Origin of the sequence: Cypionkella sp., assembly GCF_034376685.1 — a bacterium.
Lineage (GTDB): Bacteria > Pseudomonadota > Alphaproteobacteria > Rhodobacterales > Rhodobacteraceae > Cypionkella.
Genome location: NZ_JAXMJJ010000085.1, coordinates 1 through 17,997 on the forward strand (window position 1 = coordinate 1; position 17,997 = coordinate 17,997).

Sequence of the window (17,997 nt, forward strand, 5' to 3'; positions counted from 1 at the left end):
TGCGCCCGATGGTGGCGCGGGGGTTCAGCGAGGCGAAGGGATCCTGAAAGATCATCTGCATGCGCTGCCGCATCGGGCGGAACTCGCCCTCGCTCAAGGGCGCGACATCGCGGTCCTCGAACAGGATGCGGCCGCCGTCGCTGTCCATCAGCTTGGTCAACAGCCTCCCAAGCGAGGATTTGCCCGACCCGCTTTCCCCGACAACGCCCAGTGTCCGCCCGGGGGCGAGTTCAAACGACACCTCACGCACCGCCTGCACGACCCGCTGCGTGCCAAACAGCTTGCTGCCGCTGCGATAGGTTTTGACCAGGTTCTCGACCTTCAGCACCGGACCTGTCGCCGTTGTCTGCATCGGCACGCGGTCTGTCCCGGTCAGATGCGGGACGGCGGCGATCAGCCGCTGAGTGTAGGGGTGTTTCGGGTTTTTCAGCACGTCATGCGCGCTGCCCTGTTCCACGACATGGCCCTTTTCCATCACGACCACGCTGTCGGCAATCTCGGCCACGACACCGAAATCATGGGTGATGAACATCACGCTCATGTTCTTGCGGCGCTGGATATCGCGGATCAGTGCCAGAATCTGCGCCTGTGTGGTGACGTCCAGTGCGGTCGTCGGCTCGTCGGCAATCAGGATCGACGGCTCCAGCGATAGCGCCATGGCGATCATCACCCGCTGCCGCTGCCCGCCCGACAGGCGGAACGGATATTGGTGATACATCACCTCCGGCTCGGGCAATCCGACCTCGGTGAGCAGTTCGATGGCCCGCTCGCGACGCGAGGTCGGTGTACCGATGCCATGCGCGAGCATCGCCTCGTCAACCTGCGCCCCGACTGTCATCAGGGGGTTCAGTGCCGAAAGCGGATCCTGAAAGATCATCGACACCACCCGGCCGCGCAGGCTGCGCAGCGCCTCCGGCCCCATGCCGACGATCTCGCGGCCATCGAGAGTGATTGAGCCGCTGGTAACGGTGATCGCCTTGGGCAAAAGCCCCATTACGGTGTTGGCGGTCACCGACTTGCCCGAACCGGACTCCCCGATCACGCAAAGGATCTGACCGCGCTTCAGGTCAAAGGATATGTCACTGACCGCCGTGGTGCGTTCCATCCCTTTCGGCAAACTGACCGTCAAACCGCGCACCGAAAGCGCCGGGTCCTGATCGGCGATGGCATGGATGCCTGCATTCATGGACGTTCTCCCCTGCCGGTGGCTCTGCGGCCCACGTTGTCTTGATCGTCATGAGTTTGACGCATTCGGCGGTGAAGAGTCGTCAAAACCTGCCTCCCCGGCGGCACGATCAACTGATAACACGCGCTGGTCAGGCAGTTTATTCTACGGTTGCCCGATAGCGGTCTGGCCGCCTTGACGCTACGGCACCCAACCACCCCGATCTAGCTGCAAGGCCCCGTCGATCTGCACCTAACCAGACTTTCAGCGTGCTGCCGCATATTCGCGCAAACGGGGGGCATCAGGCCGCATAAAATTCTGCGCTACGCCGAATTTCATCGACCGCTCCTGCGTTGAGTTGTTAGAATGGCAAAGCGTGGGACAGCACAGCTCCCAGCCAAACAACCCGGCCGGATGCAGCATGCAAAGATTGCAGCCCCGCACCCTGCCGTGGCGAGATCAAAAGGACGGCCACCATGAAGCTGGACAAGATCGACGTCAGAATTCTGTCAGAGTTGCAGAAGAATGGACGCATCACCAATGTTGAATTGGCCGACCTCGTGCATCTGTCGCCCAGCCCGTGCCTGATGCGGGTGAAAAAGCTGCAGTCCGAGGGTTATATCACTGGCTATGCGGCGCAGATCGCCATTGGCAAGCTGGGGCAGTGCCTGACGGTGTTTACCGAGATCACCCTCAGAAACCACAGGCAGATCGATTTCGCCCGTTTCATCACCGCTGTCGAAAAGCTGGACGCGGTAATCGAATGCCACCTCGTGTCAGGCGGCTATGACTATCTGGTCAAGTTCATGACGGGCGGCATTTCGGAGTATCAGTCGATTATGGAACGGCTGGTCGAAATGGAGATCGGCATCGACAAGTATTTCAGCTTTGTCATCCTGAAATCGCCGGTAGTGAAGTCACATCTGCCGCTGGACTCCTTTGTGCACGGCGACTGACCGGCCATTGCCCGGCAGGTTGGCGAAAGTGGTTTTCACTTGGGGCCAGCCGGTATTCGGCAGGATATGCTTTGGCGCGGCGGACATCGGCGGCGGCGACTTGCACCGGGCGACTATCATGTCTGTGTCAAAGGAGATCGACATGACCCTACTTAAAACCATCGACCATAACCCGACCTTTACTCCCACCCATGCACTGCCGATGCCCGAGCGGCTGATCGAAGGCGCGCCTGAATTCAGCACTTGGGCCATGGACGAAGCCAAGAACGGCACTGTCAAATCCGGCGTCTGGAAGGCGACCCCCGGCCTGACCCATTCCATCAAGGGCGAAACGTTTGAATTCTGCCACATCCTTGAAGGCGTGGTCGAGCTGACGCAGAACGGCCATCCGCCGGTGATCTACCGCACGGGCGACAGCTTTGTGATGAAGCCCGGCTATGTGGGCACCTGGCGCACCATCGAAACGGTGCGCAAGATCTATGTGACCGTGGCCTGATGCCAGCCCGGCCCACGCGGCAGCCTAGCTTGCCGCGTGGTGCCCCAGTCGCCGCAGCATGGCGCAGCACCCTTCCAGCTCGGCCACGGTAATGTATTCATCGGGCCGATGCGCCCGGGTGATCGAGCCCGGGCCACAGATAATCGACGGCACCCCTGCGGCATGGAATAGCCCGGCTTCGGTGCCATAGCTGACCGATTGCAGCGCCAGCTTGCCGGTCAACCGTTCCAGCAGATCGGCCAAAACGCGGTCTTCGGGCGGCGGCAGGGCCGGATAGGAACTCAGCTCACAAGACGAGACCTGCACCTGCGGCAGCGCTGCCAGCCGGGCCAGAACCTGTGCTGTGATCGCCTGCGGCGATTGCCCGGGCACAGAGCGCACTTCCATCTGGATCACGCATTGATCGGGGATGATGTTGACCGCAGCCCCGCCCTGAACCACCCCGGCTACCACTGTCGAATGGGGCGGCTGGAAACGTGGATCAAACGGGCCCGCCGCTTCCAGCTTTGCCGCCAGATCGCGGATGAACAGCAGGATCTCTGCCGCCGGATAGATTGCGTTCACCCCCAGATCGGGCTGCGAACTGTGCGCGGCGCGGCCCTTGATGCGCAACTCCATCGCTTGCTTGCCCTTGTGCGACAGCACAGGCTGCAAATCGCTCGGCTCGCCCACGATGCAGCCAAGCGGCGGCGCGCACAGGCCGGGCAAGCGCGCGATCATATGGCCGACTCCGCGACAGCCGATTTCCTCGTCATAGGAAAACGCCAGATGGATGGGCCGGCGCAGCGCCATCGCCTGAAACGCGGGCACCATCGCCAGCATGCAGGCAAGATAGCCCTTCATGTCGCTGGTGCCGCGCCCGTAAAGCCGTCCGTCCTCAACCCGCAGCCGGAAAGGGTCCGAGGTCCAGACCTGCCCCGCAACCGGCACCACATCCATATGCCCCGACAGGATGTAACCCGGCACGTCGCGCGGGCCAATGGTGGCGAAAAGATTGACCCTGTCGCCCTCTGGCCCGGTCAATACGGCGCAGTCCACGCCGTACCGCGCCAGATAGGCCTGTACATAGCCGGCCATACGGGCATTGGGGGCACCGGGCAGAACTCCAATGGCGACAAGATCGGCAAGGATTGCTTGGGGGGTCATCTTTTGCTCCTGCGGTTTGGCCCATCATCACCGATGCCCGGCGCAGATGCTGCCGAACCGCACCGCTCCGGCGCAATTCCTTGCGGAAGCCGTGGCCGATGCTGGCAGCGCGGCGCTTTCGGTTGAAACTGGCCTTGCCACAGGGAATTGCGGGGCGGCAGCATCAATTGGCACAATCGTCTGCATCAACGCGCCCCCCGGCGCAATCTGCGGACGGAACGCGGATACAGTTTCGTCCAGCACATTATACCGGAGGCCGCCCCACATGACCTATCGCATCGCCCTGATCCCCGGAGACGGCATTGGTACTCAGGTGACCGAAGCAGCCATAGAAGTGGCGCAAAAGGCCCTACCGGAGCTGGCCTGCACCAGTTTTCCATGGTCCTGCGACCATTATTTGCAGACTGGCCGCATGATGCCCGAGGAAGGCATCGCAACCCTGCGCGGGTTTGACGCCATCTTTCTTGGGGCGGTCGGCTGGCCCGCGCGGGTGCCGGATTCGGTCTCGCTGCATGGGCTGCTGCTGCCGATCCGCAAGGCCTTTGTGCAATATGCCAACATCCGCCCGCACCGCCTGCTGCCCGGCGTACAGGGGCCGTTGCGCCGCGAAGGTTTCGACATCCTGTGCATCCGCGAGAATACCGAAGGCGAATATTCCGGCGCGGGTGGCCGGGTGCATGTCGGCACGCCCGACGAGGTGGCCGTGGAAACCGCGATCTTCACCCGCGTCGGGGTGGAACGCATCCTGCGCTTTGGGTTTGAGCAGGCGCGGCTGCGGCGGGGCAAACTGGCCTCGGTCACCAAATCCAATGCGCAGAAACATTCCATGGTGTTCTGGGACGAGATCACCGCTCTCGTCGCCGCTGATTACCCGGATGTCGCGGTCAGCCATTACCATGTTGATGCGATCTGCGCGCGGATGGTGATGGCCCCCGAAACGCTGGATGTCGTGGTGGCGTCGAACCTGTTCGGCGACATCCTGACCGATCTGGGTGCCGCCATACAGGGCGGGCTTGGTTTTGCTGCTTCGGCCAATATCAACCCCGGTCGCACCGCCCCGTCGATGTTCGAGCCGGTGCATGGCTCGGCCCCCGACATTGCCCATCTCGGCATTGCCAACCCGATTGCCGCGATCTGGTCGGTGTCAATGATGCTGGACCATCTTGGCGAGGCTGCTGCCGCCGCCCGGATCATGGCGGCACTCGAGGCCACCACCGCGCGGGGCATCGGCACCGTGCCGGGGCAGGACCGCACCGACACCATAACCAAGGCCGTGCTGGCCGCACTGGAGTAAGGAAATCATCATGGATACCAAGGTTTTCACCGGCCCCTCCGGGCTGAAAGATATCGGCCTGTTCCGGCAAGCGGCGCTGATCGGCGGCCAATGGCTGCCCGCCGCCAGCGGCGCTGTGGTCGAGGTCAACGATCCGGCGACGGGCCACGTTCTGGGCACCGTCCCCGACATGTCGGGGGAGGAGACGGCGCAGGCCATCGCCGCCGCCGAACTGGCCTTCCAGTCCTGGCGCAATGTGCCCCATGCCGCCCGCGCCGCAGCCCTTGAACGCTGGTTCGCGCTGATGGAAACCCATGCCGAAGACCTCGCGCTGATCCTGACGCAAGAGCAGGGCAAACCTTTGGTCGAGGCGCGGGGCGAGATCACCTATGGCGCAAGTTTCGTCAAATGGTTCGCCGAAGAAGCCCGGCGCATCGAGGGTTCGGTGATCCCTTCGCCTGCCGGCGATCGCCAGATCGTAGTGATGAAAGAGCCGGTCGGCGTGTCGGCCATCGTGACACCCTGGAACTTTCCCAATGCCATGATCACCCGCAAGGTGGCCCCGGCGCTGGCCGCAGGCTGTACGGTGGTGATCAAGCCATCCGAATTCACGCCCTTCTCGGCGCTGGCGCTTGGCGTGCTGGCCGAACGCGCCGGAATCCCGGCCGGGGTCATCAACATCGTCACCGGCATGCCGGCCGAAATCGGGGCCGAACTGACCGCCAGCCCGGTGGTGCGCAAGCTGTCGTTTACAGGATCGACGCGGATCGGCTCGCTGTTGATGGCGCAATGTGCGCCCACGGTAAAACGGCTGAGCCTTGAGCTGGGCGGTAACGCGCCTTTCCTGGTGTTTGACGATGCCGATATTGATGCGGCAGTCGAAGGCGCGATTGCCTCGAAATTCCGTAACGGCGGGCAGACCTGCGTCTGTTCCAACCGGATTCTCGTGCAGGCGGGCGTCTATGATGCCTTTGCCGAAAAGCTGGGCGCGCGGGTGCGGGCGATGAAAGTCGGCCCGGGGCTGGACCCGGGGGTCGATATCGGGCCGATGATCAACGCCCCGGCGCTGGACAAGATTGCCCGCCATGTGGCGGATGCGACGGCCAAGGGTGCTGTGATCGCGGCGCAGGCCGATGTGCCCGCGGGCGGGCGCTATGCGGCGCCGATGGTGCTGACAGGAGCGACCGAGGCGATGGAACTGGCACAGGAGGAAACCTTTGGCCCGGTGGCACCGCTGTTCCGCTTCGAGACAGAGGAACAGGCGGTCCGCATCGCCAATGGCACGCCCTTTGGCCTTGCTGCCTATTTCTACACCGACAGCCATGCCCGTGCCTGGCGGGTCGGTAAGGCATTGGAATTCGGCATGGTCGGGTTGAACACCGGCATGATCTCGATGGCCGTTTCCCCCTTTGGCGGCGTCAAGCAATCCGGTCTGGGCCGCGAAGGTGCGCGAGCCGGGATAGACGAGTATCTGGAGACCAAGTCCCTGCATATGGCCGGGTTGTGATCCGTCACACCCGCCCTTGTTCGCGGGCGGGTGTGATCACCCACCATGGGGATTACACCGATGATGGCGCGGATAGGCGATACCTGGCTCCTTGGCAGTTCCTGCGGCGGATCGGGGGCGGAACAGCAAAAGATTGTGCCACAACGCCGCCTGCCGCTGAACCTGCGCCGCGTGATCGCATAAATTCTGGGCAACATGTTCAGCAAGCAGGCCCCGATGTCCGCCACAATCACATTCGACACCTTTGCAACCGCACATCTCGAGGGGGCGCTGCGCCTGTCGCAGGAAGCGGGCTGGCCGCATCGGCGCGGGGATTGGCAGTTGCTGTCGCGCCTCAGCCGGGGCGTCGTGGCGCTGGCGGCGGGCAACGTGGTTGGCACGGCGCTGGCCACACCTTTTGGCGATGTCGCGATGGCCAATATGATCATCGTCGATGCAGGAATGCGTGGACGCGGGCTTGGCCGGCAAGTGATGACCCGCGCAATGGCCGAGGTCGGGGTGCCGGAATGGCGGCTGACGGCGACGGATGATGGCTTACCGCTGTATGAAAAACTCGGCTTCGTCGCGACAGGCCGCGTGCTGCAGCATCAAGGAGTGCCCATGGCGCAAGCGCTGCCAAGCGGCGTCGATTGGGCCGACGCGGCGGATATGGAGGGCATTGCTACGCTGGATCGGCAGGCAACGGGAGCCGACCGTAGAGATCTTCTCGTCCGGCTGATGATCGAGGGGCGGTTGGCGGTTATCCGCAAGGGCGACGATCTTGTCGGCTACGCGTGCCTGCGGCGTTTTGGCCGGGGCGATCTGGTGGGGCCGGTGGTCGCTGAAACCGCCGAGATGGCACAGCGGCTGATCAGTTTCCTCATCACCAAAGCACAAGGCGGCTTTCTGCGCGTCGACACCACCGAGGCGGCGGGGTTGGCCCCCTGGCTGACCGCACAAGGCCTAGCCCCGGTGGGCGGCGGCATATCCATGCAACGCGGCGGGACTACCCTGCCCGTCGTCCCCCTCCTGTGCTTTGCCCTTGCGGCCCAGGCGTTCGGCTGAAACTTCCAGGAGTACCCAATGTCCAGCAATTCCCTCATTGAACTTGACCGCGCGCATCTCGTCCACCCCGTCGCCTCATGGCGCGGTCATGAACAGGCCGGTGCCCGCATCCTGACTTCGGCCAAGGGGGCCACCGTGACCGATGCCAGCGGCCAGACGCTGATCGACGGCTTTTCCGGCCTTTGGTGCGTCAATGCGGGCTACGGCCATGAATCGGTGATCGAGGCTGCTACACAGCAACTGCGCGATCTGCCCTATGCCACTGCCTATTTCGGCCTCAGCTCGGAACCGCCAATCCGGCTGGCCGCCCGGCTTGCCGACCATGCGCCGGGCGATCTGGACCATGTCTATTTCACCCTCGGCGGATCGGATGCGGTGGATACAACCGTGCGCTTTGCGCGGTACTACTGGCACGCCCGGGGATTGTCGCAGAAGGATCAGTTCATCTCTCTGGAACAGGGCTATCACGGATCGTCCACAGTCGGGGCGGGGCTGACAGCACTGCCGCTGTTCCATGCAGGTTTTGGCATGCCGCTGGACTGGCAGCACAAGATCCCCTCGCATAGCGTCTATCGCAACCCTGTGGGCACTGATCCGGCGGCAATCATTGCGGCATCGGTCGCGCAGTTGCGCGCCAAGGTGGACCAGATCGGTGGGGCGAAACGGGTCGCCGCCTTTTATGCAGAACCGATACAGGGCTCTGGCGGGGTGCTAGTGCCACCACCGGGCTGGATGGCCGCGATGCGCGCCGTCTGTACTGAACTCGACATCCTGTTCGTCGCCGACGAGGTGATCACGGCCTTCGGGCGCACCGGCCCGCTTTTTGCCTGCACCGAGGAGGGCATCGTGCCCGACATGTTGACCACCGCCAAGGGCCTGACCTCTGGCTATCTGCCGATGGGCGCGGTGTTCCTGTCGGACCGGATCTATCAGACCATCGCCGATCATGCCGGATCAGCGGCGGTTGGCCATGGCTTCACCTATTCGGCACATCCGGTTAGTGCGGCCGTGGGGCTTGCGGTGCTGGATCTTTACGAAGGTGGCCTTCTGGACAATGGCAGCGTCATGGGCGCGCGGTTGCAGGCCGGGCTTGCGACACTGGCCGACCATCCGCTGGTGGGCGATGTGCGGGGCCGTGGCATGCTGGCGGCGGTAGAGCTGGTGACCGACAAAGCGAAAAAGACCCCCCTGCCCGTAGCCGCCCTGCCCGCAACGCGGATCTTTGACCGGGCCTGGCAAAACGGGTTGGTGGTCCGCGCCTTTGCCAATGGCACGCTTGGCTATGCGCCCCCACTGTGCTGCACCGTCGATGAAATCGACGCCATTGTCGAGCGTACCCGGCTGACATTGGACCAGACGCTGGAAGACCCGGATGTGCGGGGGGTGCTGCGCTGATGGCCGTCCTATATCTGTCCGATCCCGAACGCGGGGCGGTGTTTCGTGCAGCCTTTGCCGTAGCACTGCCCCACATCGCCTTTCACATCGGCAACGCTCCCGATCCGCTGGCGGTGCGCTGGGTGATCACATGGACGGTTCCAACCGATTTGGCGCGCTACCGCAACTTGCAGCTGATCATTTCGGTTGGCGCCGGTGTGGACCAGTTCGATCTGGCGGCGCTGCCGCCCGGCGTTGGCGTGGTGCGGATGCTGGAGCCGGGCATCCCGCAGCAGATGCAGGAATACATCACGCTGGCCACGCTGGCCCTGCACCGCGACCTGCCCGCCTATCTGGGCCAGCAGCGCGCCGGGGTGTGGAAAGCCGGACGCAACCTGCCCGCCGCAGAGCGCCGGGTCGGGGTGATGGGCCTTGGCCAGCTGGGGCGGGCCGCACTGGCGGCGCTTCGGCCGTTCGGCTTTCCCCTTGCCGGTTGGGCGCGGAGCGCACAGCAGATCGAGGGGGTGGACTGCTTCACCGATCTGGACGTGTTTCTGGCCCGCACCGATCTGTTGATCTGCCTGCTGCCGCTGACGCCGGAGACAGAGAATATCCTTGATGCAAAGCTGTTTGCCCGTCTGCCGCACGGGGCACGGCTGGTACATGCCGGGCGTGGACGGCAGCTGGACCATGACGCGCTGATCGCGGCACTGAACACGGGGCAACTGTCGGCAACGGTTCTGGATGTGACAGCACCCGAGCCTTTGCCACAGGGACACCCGCTCTGGTCGCATCCGCAAGTGATCCTGACACCGCATATCGCTTGCCAGACCCGGCCCGGCGACGGCGCGCTGCATGTGATTGCAGCGATCCGCGCCGATCTGGCCGGAGATGCGATTCCGGGGCTGGTAGACCGGACACGCGGCTACTGACGACCGGCGGCGCGATGGAACCGCGCCGCCTGCCTTGCCAGTTCAAGCCGGATTGTATCCGAGGATGGACTTGGTCTCGAGGCATTCTTCCATTCCGAAGACGCCGTATTCACGACCATTGCCGGATTGCTTGTAGCCGCCAAAAGCGGCGTGGGCGTCCCATGCGGGGTGGTTGATATGCACCTGACCGGACCTGACCCGGAGCGCCACGCGACGGGCGCGGTCCAGATCGGCGGATTGCACATGGCCGCCCAGACCAAAGACCGTGTCATTGGCGATGGCGATGGCCTCGTCCTCAGTCGCATAGGGCAGGATGCACAGCACCGGTCCAAAGATCTCCTCTTGGGCAATACGCATGCCGGTCGCAACACCCGAGAAGATCGTCGGCCGCGCATAAAGCCCGCGCGTGACGCCCTCTGGATGCCCCAGCCCGCCACAGATCAGCCGAGCCCCTTCGTCTATGCCGATGCGGATCATCTGCTGTACCCGGTCAAACTGCGCGCGGTTGGCGATGGGGCCCATGGTTGTCGCCGGATCGCCCGGATTGCCGACGACAATGGCGGCGGCATGGGTGCGGGCCAACGCCTCCACCTCGGCCAGCCGCTCGACTGGGACGATCATGCGGGTCGGCGCGCTGCACGACTGGCCGACATTGCGCAGGGCCGAGGCGATGCCAAGCGGCACAACCCGGGCAAAATCGGCGTCGGGCAACAGGATGTTGGGCGATTTCCCGCCCAGTTCCTGCACCACGCGCTTGACCGTCACGGCGGCGGTCTGTGCCACCAGCACCCCGGCGCGCACCGAGCCTGTGATCGAGACCATGTCGATGCCCGGATGCGACGCAATGGCAGCACCGACCTCAGGCCCGGTGCCATTGACCATATTGAAGACCCCGGCCGGGGTGCCCGCGTCATGCATGATCTGTGCGAAGACCAGCGCGCTCAGCGGCGACATTTCGCTGGGCTTCAAGACCACGGTGCAGCCAGCAGCGATGGCAGGGGCGACCTTGGCGGTGATCTGGTAAAGTGGCCAGTTCCAAGGCGTGATCAGGCCGCAAACTCCGATCGGTTCGCGGACAATGGCCGTTGGTCCCCGCAGAGCGATGAATGGATAGTCCGCCAGCACCTCGATTGCGGCGCGGATATGGGCGATGCCAAAAGGCACCTGCGCAGAACGGGAGAAGGCAATTGCCGTGCCCATTTCCAGCGTCATAGCCTGCGCCAGTTCCTCGGCGCGCGACTCCAGCAGCGCCAGTATGCGCATCAGCAGGGCACGGCGTTCTGCCGGTGTCGTCAGGGAAAAGCTGACGAATGCCCGACGCGACGCCTCAACAGCACGGTCAACGTCGGCAGCAGTACCGGCAGCGATGGTGCCGATCTGCATTTCCGTCGCCGGATCAACAAAGGCAATGACGCCCGCCGTTGCTGGGTCGACCCAAGCGCCATCGATATAGAATTGCTGAGTTCTGGTCATGTCCACGCCGGGTCTCCTTCGTTGCAGGGCGGTGCCTGACATCAGTGCAAATAGTCCTGAAGCTTATAGTAGGCGCCAACAAAGGGCAGGAACCATGGCGGGCCGAAATGCCCCGGTATGGCCGGCCAGTCGAAATCGCCCCAAGGGTTGGCGCGGGTGTTGCCGTCCATCACCTCTGACATGATCTGGCCCATGTAGGTCGCCATGTGGGTGCCGTGTCCGGAATAGCCCATAGAGTAGAACAACCCCTCGCGTTCGCCTGCGCGCGGCAGGCGGTCGGCCGTCATGTCGACCATGCCGCCCCAGCAGTAGTCGATCCGCGCATTCGCAAGACTGGGGAATATCTCCACCATCGAGCGCCGCAGGATCGCGCCGCTTTTGACATCGGAACTGGCGTTGGACCCGGCAAAGCGGGCGCGGCCGCCGAACAGCAGCCGGTTGTCCGGCGTGACCCGAAAATAGCTGACGAAGTTGCGGGTGTCGGTGGCGTTGCGGCGGCCGGGCACCAGAGCGTCAAGCTGATCCTTGGACAAGGGCTCGGTGACGATCAGGAAGGCCCCGACCGGCACGATGCGGCGGCGGAACCACGACAGCGGGCCGACAGCCGACGTGCCAGTCGCCAGCAGCACCTGTCTGGCGTTTACCGAACCGCGCGGCGTGGTCAGCCGGTGGGCTTGGCCGTTCAGCCGCTTGATGCCTCTCACCGGGCTGTTGTCATGCAGCCACGCGCCATGCCGGGCGGCGGCGGTTGCGAGGCCATGCACATATTTGCCCATGTGCATCTGCGCGGCGCGCGGAAAGATCAGCCCGCCGAAATAGCGGTCGGTGCCAACCTCGGCACCCATGTCGGCGCGCGACACCAGCCGCGCATCCGGGTCGGCCCCCTGCACCATCAGCGCGTGGGAACGCACCAGCTTGTCGTAATGCGCGGGCTTGGCGGCCATCTTCAGTTTGCCGACCCGCTGGAAATTGCAGTCGATGCCTTCCTCGCGGATCAGGGTTTCGACCGTATCAACCGCAGTGTTGAAGCTTTGATACAGCCGAAGCGCGGTCTCTGCGCCCAGCTTGCCGACCATGCCGGCATAGTCCTGCGCAAAGCCGTTGTTGCACATGCCGCCGTTGCGCCCCGAGGCGCAGCCGCCAATTCGATCAGCTTCCAGAAGGACGACGCTCGCACCCTTCCTCGCCAGCGCAATGGCGGCGGAGAGGCCGGTAAAGCCGCCGCCAACCACGGCCACGTCATAGTCACCTTCCACCGGCCCCTTTTCGGTGCCAAGGAATTCCGGAGCCGTGTCGTGCCAGTAGGGAACGAGTTTCATGGATGCTACCTCAGCCAAAGGATTGACTGGCCAGAGCAAAAATCCGCTCTGGCCCTGAAATTGCGGGGCGCTGCCCCCGGATCATGGTGGTGACCTGATCGACCTCGGGCAGACCCTGTGCCGCCAGCCACGGGCCAAGCCCGCTGTCGCCGCCGATGTCGATACGCAGGGTCTGGCCGTCATTGCCGTTCAGGAAATGGCTGATCAGCGCCTTGGCATCCTCTGCCCCGGCCGCGACCACCGGCCCGATTACGCGGCCCTCGCCAAAGGGACGGCAGATCGCATAGCCCTGCACCCGGCCATCCCGTTCCATCACGGCGACGCTGCTAATCTCGAAGAACACCGCGATCATGCTGCCACGCCCGGCCCCCAATGCGCGCTGGTCCATCTGCGCAACCGCAGGCAGATCGTTGGCGGTGGCAGTGCGGACATGGCGGCTGGCGCCCCTTTTGCCCGGACCCGCAGGAATTCGGCCCCGATGCTGGTGGACGGTGCCGACGGCCCTGAACCCAAAGCTCTGGTACAACCGCATACCCTCGGCGGTGGAGTTCAGCAGGACAGCGCGGTCGCCGGTCAATTCCAGCAGACGTGTCAGCAGCGCCCGTCCGAGCCCGCGTCCTTGCATAGACGGTGCCACGATAATGCTGCCGCAGGTGGCAAAACCGTCACCATAGGGCCAGCAAAGCGCCGATCCGATCACCCGTTCCTCCGCCTCGGCCAGCACCCCCTGCCCCAGCGTCTGAGCGATGCGCCAATCCTCCAACCGATACGCCCAGCCCGCCCCACGCGACAGCTGCAGCGCGCTTTCCAGATCGCGCGCATCACCAGTCATCCGGCGCAGGGTAATGGAAGGTCGGGCTTCGGGAGACTGGGTGCCTGGTTGCAAGATGGAATTCACGGGTATCTCCTCAGGCCTTGCAGGCGGCGATGGCGTCGATCTCGACCAGATAGCCGTAGTGCAGCTCGGGCACCGGCACGACCGAGCGCGCCGGGCGCACATTGCCCAGCATCTGCGCATAGACGGCGTTGAAGCGCGGCCAGTTGGCGACATCGACAATGTAGACCGTCACCTTGAGCAGGTCTTCAACCGATGCACCGGCGGCTGCGGCCACCGCGATCAGATTATGGATCGCCTGCCGCGCCTGTGTTTCAAAATCCGCCTCCGGATGGTGGCTGCCGTCAGGGGCGACGGGCAGCTGGCCCGAAACATAGACCAGCCCGGCATGCGTGATCGCCTGCACGTAGTGACCCGCAGCGGCGGGGGCATTCGGGGTCGAGATCGGGGTAATGTGCATAGCGTTCATCACCAGCCTCCGAAACGTGGCCAGATGGCGTCAATGTTGCGGCTGCCGCTCTGCAGGACATGGTAGCGGTCATGCTGGGCACCCGTGGCGCAGGCGTGGTTGGGCAGGATGCGCAGGCGGGTGCCGATGGGCAGATCGGGCTGTGTGGCGCCGGACCCGGGTCGAAGGGCGAGGATGCCATGCTCCTGATTGGCATCGGCCATGATCAGATCGGCCAATGGAGTGCCGTCTCTATCGCACACCAGCCCATAGCCCTGATCGACCGCCTGTTTCGACGTGCCACGGTCCCGCGACATCGCCATCCAGCCGGCATCTACCAGAATCCAGCCCTTCTCCGGCTGGTGCCCGATCACCGTAGCCAGCACGGAAATCGCAATATCGTCGATCTGGCAAACGCCGATCCCAGCCATGACCAGATCGAAAAACACAAAGACCCCAGCCCGCATTTCGGTCACGCCGTCAAGGTTTTCGGCGAAATGCGCAGTGGGGGTAGAGCCGACGCTGACCACCGGGCACGCGTGTCCGGCCTCGCGCAGGATCGCGGCAGCCTCGACCACGCTGGCCCGCTCGCCCTCGGCGCAGGCGCGCAGGGCTTTAGCACCGCGCGCGCCATAGCTGTCGCCGGCATGGGTCAGCACTCCGCGCAGCTTGGCACCGGCTTCCAGCGCCTCAGCAATGGCCAGCAGCCGGTTGCGGTCGCCCGGCAGCACGCCGGAGCGGTGTCCATCGCAGTCGATCTCGATCAGCGCCGGAATGGCATCACCGGATGTGCGCGAGGCTTCGGCGACAGCCCTCGCCTGCGCCACGGTATCAAGCGTCACCGCCAGATCCACCCCCGATGCCCGCAGCGCCAGAACGCGGTTCAATTTGTCGGGGGCGATGCCCACCGCATAGGTGATGTCGGTGACGCCAGCGGCGGCGAATTCCTCGGCCTCCTTCAGCGTCGAGACCGTCGCCGGGCCCGCCGCCGTGGTCATCACCCGCCGTGCCGCATCGGGCGATTTGGCGGTCTTGAGGTGCGGTCGCAGGGTGGCACCAAGGCCATTCATCCTCTCGCGCAGCCGCGCCACGTTGCGGTCCATGCGGTTGCAGTCGAGAACGAGGCAGGGCGTTCCCACGTTATCCAGGGTCATCTCAGTCTGGGTCGTTTCTTGCAGCAGGGACATTTTTTCATTTCCGCGTTTGAGAGGAGGCAAGTTCGGCAGTCAGGGGCGGCTTCATTGGTCAAGTTCGCGCAATCGCGCCCGTCATCGGCTGTGGCGCGACCAGGCTATTCGGTCCTGCAATGCGTAGCCCTGGATCACCGCCGGCATGAACCACGGATTGCCACGGTAGAGCGGGACGGCGGCGGGCGGGCGGAAATCAAAGGCGCTTTCGGCCTGATCGGTCTGACCCATCAGTTTATGCGCCGCGCGCGTGCCAAGCCACGGCGCCCAGACGACCCCCGACCCGCAAAAGCCGGTGGCATAGACCACGCCATTCTTCTCAAATATCCGGGGCAGCATGTCGCGGTTCATCGCCACATTGCCGAACCAGCTATGGGTCAGCCGAACCCCCTCCAGCTCGGGGAACAACTCGATCAGCCCCCGGCGCAGGCGCAGCGTCGGGGCGGCAGGATCACCCGTCCGCGAACTGTCGCGCCCGCCCAAAAGAATGCGTTTTCCATCCGGAGAGGGGCGGTAGTAAAAGCCAAGCTCGCGGCCCTCACCGACCATCATCCGCTTTGGCATCAGCCGCGTGATGATCTCGGGCGCAAGCTCTTCGGTGGCGATCATGCGCGAGCGCACCGGAACAAGACGGCGGCGCAGATAGGGCGCCGCGCCGTCGGTATAACCATTGGTGCAGACCAGCACTTGCCGCGCCTTCACCACCCCCACCGCCGTGGTGACCCGAAAGCCGCTGACATCACGGTCAATCGACATGATCGGCGTGTTTGAATGCACCGTCAGACCGGCGGCAAGCGCCACGCGCAGCAGTTCGGCATGGAACTTGGCCGGATGCAGACCGCCGGTATCCTTTCGGACCGTGCCACCCCGGTAAAAGTCTGTGCCGATATAATTGCGCTGCTCGGCATGTGGCACAGCATAGGCCTCAATCCCCAGCCTTTTTGCCAAAGCCTCGGCATCGCGGGTCTTGGTTTCATACTGTCCGAACCCAAGGGCGCCGCTGAAGGAGCCAACCTGCTTGAAATCGCATGCAAGGCCCTCAGTCGCGATGAAGTCATACAGGAATTCACGCGCCACCTTGCCTTCGGCCTCTATCGCCAGCGCCTTGCCTTCGCCAAAGCGTCGGTTGATCGTGGCGCTGTCAGGGCGGATAGAGCCGCTGGTCATGCCACCGTTGCGGGTAGAGGCTCCTTCGCCCGGGTTCATCGCATCGAAAGCCGCAACCGAGCGCCCAGCACGCGCCAGTGCCAGCCCGGCGGAAAGCCCGGCATAGCCAGCCCCGACGATCACCACGTCAAGCTGTTTGGCAAGGGGTTGGGACGACACCTCTTTGACCGGCGCCGCCTCCCACCAATAGGGCGTGTTCTTGTCGGCGACTTTGGGTTCTGGCATCGGCGTCACTTCTCTTTCGGGATTTGGGCCCTGGCGGCTGATTGTCCCCTCACGGAACAGAATGACCGCTTGGCGGCGGCAGGATCCTCCGCTTACGCACCTTTTGGCGACATCTTGTTGCGAACATCCGCCGCAAACCGCAGGGATGGGGCAGCGTAAATCTATGGCGACAGGATTCTTGGGAATCCGGCGCCCTAGCGTGCAAATGGTTTGGAAATGGGATCTGCTGCGGGCAGTTGCCCGATCTCACCGCATTGCAGAAATGCCGCGAAACCACGGCGGGCGGTCTTCAGAGTTGCGTTGGCACGTCCACAGCGAGCAGGCTGAAGCGCCACGGTGCTGCCTCAGTAGCCTTAGATGATCGCCGAAGGGGCTGTGGTCAACTCAGGGCGTGCCCAGCCAGTGCATAGACCCAAGGGGCAGTAGCCGAGCGGTTCAGGAACCTTCGGCCCTTGGACATCGTGATGGTCGTCTCGGTGAGAGCAAGGCCGCAATGCGTGAGGAGGTCTGTAAAAGGACCCTTCTCTTCGCGGGTGTCGATCCGCACCTGACGCCCCTTCAAAGCCTTCAGGTGCCATGTCGCCAGCTGGATCGCATCGTCATCATTGCCGGCGACAATCGGACCGATCACCTGCAGCCCACCGAACGGTCGGCGCATGGCATAGCCAACCACCTCGCCGCTCCGCCGCAGAACGCAAGTCACCGATATTTTGGACAGCTGTGCCAGCACCCGCGAGCGGTTAACGCCAAAGGCTTGCGTATCGCAAGCCGTAATCTCGTCGATCTGGGCGGCGGACACCTCAGTCAGGGTTCCGTCGGTCGAAGCCACCGCAGGCAACCCGGACACCTTGCCGCAGTGCATGAAAACAATCGCCTCCTTCTCGAACCCCAGCGAAAGGTAAAGTGGATAGGCGGCCTTTGTCGAATTCAAGGTCAGGTTCCGGGCCTTGCAACGGTCCATCACCTGCGCCATCAGCCACCGGCCCGCACCCTGCGCCTGCGCGCGGTGAGTCGTGATCACAAGGCCGACCGTGGCAAAGTCTTCGCTCTGCGGAAACCACATCGCGCTGCCGAACACACGGCCGATCTCGTCAACCACGGCGATGCCTTGCCCTACCTGCCGCAGAAAATCCCAGTCATCGGGCCGGTGCGACCAGCCGACGCCCGCAGACAGGGCATGCAGCAGATGCGTATCGACGCTGGCTATATCTGTCGCGACCAGCTCAAAGGATTTCACGCGAACGGATTTTCCCATTTAAGTCTCCTCCACCGGCAACCTGATCGGCAAACTCCCCGGTCACTTTTCCGGTGACGAATTTGGCGAGGCGACGCCACTCTGCCACAGTGTGGCGCCAGCGCGCCAGCAGGATAAACCGCAGTGGGGCCAGCATGCCACATCTTATGCTAAACTGGTGCGGCGACCAGCAGAAATGCGTTGCGGCGCCCGGGG

At 63.9% G+C, this 17,997-nt stretch carries 18 protein-coding genes; 8 read left to right on the plus strand and 10 right to left on the minus strand.

The window, feature by feature from the left end; all coding sequences use genetic code 11:
• Nucleotides 1-1,186 (minus strand): ABC transporter ATP-binding protein (locus tag U1A24_RS16235; RefSeq protein WP_322323025.1); only part of this gene is annotated, 1,186 nt, incomplete at its 3' end.
• 455 nt (nt 1,187-1,641) lie between these two features.
• Here U1A24_RS16235 and U1A24_RS16240 point away from each other — a divergent pair.
• Nucleotides 1,642-2,121 (plus strand): Lrp/AsnC family transcriptional regulator, encoded by a 480-nt coding sequence (locus U1A24_RS16240; RefSeq protein WP_322323026.1) that lies wholly within the window; start codon nt 1,642-1,644, stop codon nt 2,119-2,121.
• 142 nt (nt 2,122-2,263) lie between these two features.
• Nucleotides 2,264-2,617 (plus strand): cupin domain-containing protein, encoded by a 354-nt coding sequence (locus U1A24_RS16245; RefSeq protein ID WP_322323027.1) that lies wholly within the window; start codon nt 2,264-2,266, stop codon nt 2,615-2,617.
• A gap of 24 nt (nt 2,618-2,641) precedes the next feature.
• On the opposite strand, the gene argE is transcribed toward U1A24_RS16245, so the two are convergent.
• A complete protein-coding gene (gene argE / locus U1A24_RS16250) occupies nt 2,642-3,763 on the minus strand; it encodes an acetylornithine deacetylase (RefSeq protein ID WP_322323028.1) in 1,122 nt (373 codons plus the stop codon).
• Between the two features lie 265 nt (nt 3,764-4,028).
• Between argE and U1A24_RS16255 the strand changes: the two genes are divergently transcribed.
• Genes U1A24_RS16255 through U1A24_RS16280 form a run of 6 tightly spaced genes read left to right on the plus strand, consistent with a single transcriptional unit; the run spans nt 4,029 to nt 9,893 of the window.
• Nucleotides 4,029-5,057 carry a tartrate dehydrogenase gene (locus U1A24_RS16255; protein ID WP_322323029.1) on the plus strand — a complete coding sequence of 343 codons (1,029 nt, stop codon included), beginning with the start codon at nt 4,029-4,031 and terminating at the stop codon, nt 5,055-5,057.
• Between the two features lie 10 nt (nt 5,058-5,067).
• Nucleotides 5,068-6,543 carry an NAD-dependent succinate-semialdehyde dehydrogenase gene (locus tag U1A24_RS16260; RefSeq protein ID WP_322323030.1) on the plus strand — a complete coding sequence of 492 codons (1,476 nt, stop codon included), beginning with the start codon at nt 5,068-5,070 and terminating at the stop codon, nt 6,541-6,543.
• A 45-nt stretch (nt 6,544-6,588) separates the two neighbouring features.
• On the plus strand, nt 6,589-6,726 hold the full coding sequence (locus U1A24_RS16265; RefSeq protein ID WP_322323031.1) for a hypothetical protein: 138 nt from the start codon (nt 6,589-6,591) through the stop codon (nt 6,724-6,726).
• 33 nt (nt 6,727-6,759) lie between these two features.
• On the plus strand, nt 6,760-7,587 hold the full coding sequence (locus U1A24_RS16270; RefSeq protein WP_322323032.1) for a GNAT family N-acetyltransferase: 828 nt from the start codon (nt 6,760-6,762) through the stop codon (nt 7,585-7,587).
• Between the two features lie 18 nt (nt 7,588-7,605).
• The gene (locus U1A24_RS16275; protein ID WP_322323033.1) at nt 7,606-8,982 is read left to right on the plus strand and encodes an aspartate aminotransferase family protein; all 1,377 of its coding nucleotides are present in this window, start codon (nt 7,606-7,608) and stop codon (nt 8,980-8,982) included.
• Nucleotides 8,982-9,893, plus strand: a complete 912-nt coding sequence (locus U1A24_RS16280) for a glyoxylate/hydroxypyruvate reductase A (RefSeq protein ID WP_322323034.1) — start codon at nt 8,982-8,984, stop codon at nt 9,891-9,893. Before U1A24_RS16275 ends, U1A24_RS16280 begins: the two co-directional genes overlap by 1 nt.
• A gap of 42 nt (nt 9,894-9,935) precedes the next feature.
• Here U1A24_RS16280 and U1A24_RS16285 read toward each other — a convergent pair whose 3' ends face one another.
• The 8 genes from U1A24_RS16285 to U1A24_RS16320 all read right to left on the minus strand — a co-directional run bounded on the left by U1A24_RS16285 (nt 9,936) and on the right by U1A24_RS16320 (nt 17,938).
• Nucleotides 9,936-11,366: an aldehyde dehydrogenase family protein gene (locus U1A24_RS16285; protein ID WP_322323035.1), complete on the minus strand. Its 1,431-nt coding sequence runs from the start codon at nt 11,364-11,366 to the stop codon at nt 9,936-9,938.
• A gap of 41 nt (nt 11,367-11,407) precedes the next feature.
• On the minus strand, nt 11,408-12,685 hold the full coding sequence (locus U1A24_RS16290) for an FAD-binding oxidoreductase (protein WP_322323036.1): 1,278 nt from the start codon (nt 12,683-12,685) through the stop codon (nt 11,408-11,410).
• A 10-nt stretch (nt 12,686-12,695) separates the two neighbouring features.
• Nucleotides 12,696-13,517 (minus strand): GNAT family N-acetyltransferase, encoded by an 822-nt coding sequence (locus U1A24_RS16295; RefSeq protein WP_322323037.1) that lies wholly within the window; start codon nt 13,515-13,517, stop codon nt 12,696-12,698.
• A gap of 76 nt (nt 13,518-13,593) precedes the next feature.
• Nucleotides 13,594-13,989, minus strand: a complete 396-nt coding sequence (locus U1A24_RS16300) for a RidA family protein (protein WP_322323038.1) — start codon at nt 13,987-13,989, stop codon at nt 13,594-13,596.
• Entirely contained in the window at nt 13,989-15,122 is a 1,134-nt protein-coding gene (locus tag U1A24_RS16305; RefSeq protein WP_322323039.1) for a DSD1 family PLP-dependent enzyme, read from the minus strand. Before U1A24_RS16305 ends, U1A24_RS16300 begins: the two co-directional genes overlap by 1 nt.
• 114 nt (nt 15,123-15,236) lie before the next feature.
• A complete protein-coding gene (locus U1A24_RS16310; RefSeq protein ID WP_322323040.1) occupies nt 15,237-16,547 on the minus strand; it encodes an FAD-dependent oxidoreductase in 1,311 nt (436 codons plus the stop codon).
• Between the two features lie 379 nt (nt 16,548-16,926).
• A complete protein-coding gene (locus U1A24_RS16315; RefSeq protein WP_322323041.1) occupies nt 16,927-17,802 on the minus strand; it encodes a GNAT family N-acetyltransferase in 876 nt (291 codons plus the stop codon).
• Nucleotides 17,771-17,938, minus strand: a complete 168-nt coding sequence (locus U1A24_RS16320; RefSeq protein ID WP_322323042.1) for a hypothetical protein — start codon at nt 17,936-17,938, stop codon at nt 17,771-17,773. The genes U1A24_RS16315 and U1A24_RS16320 overlap by 32 nt, the downstream gene beginning before the upstream one ends.
• Nucleotides 17,939-17,997 lie beyond the last annotated feature (59 nt).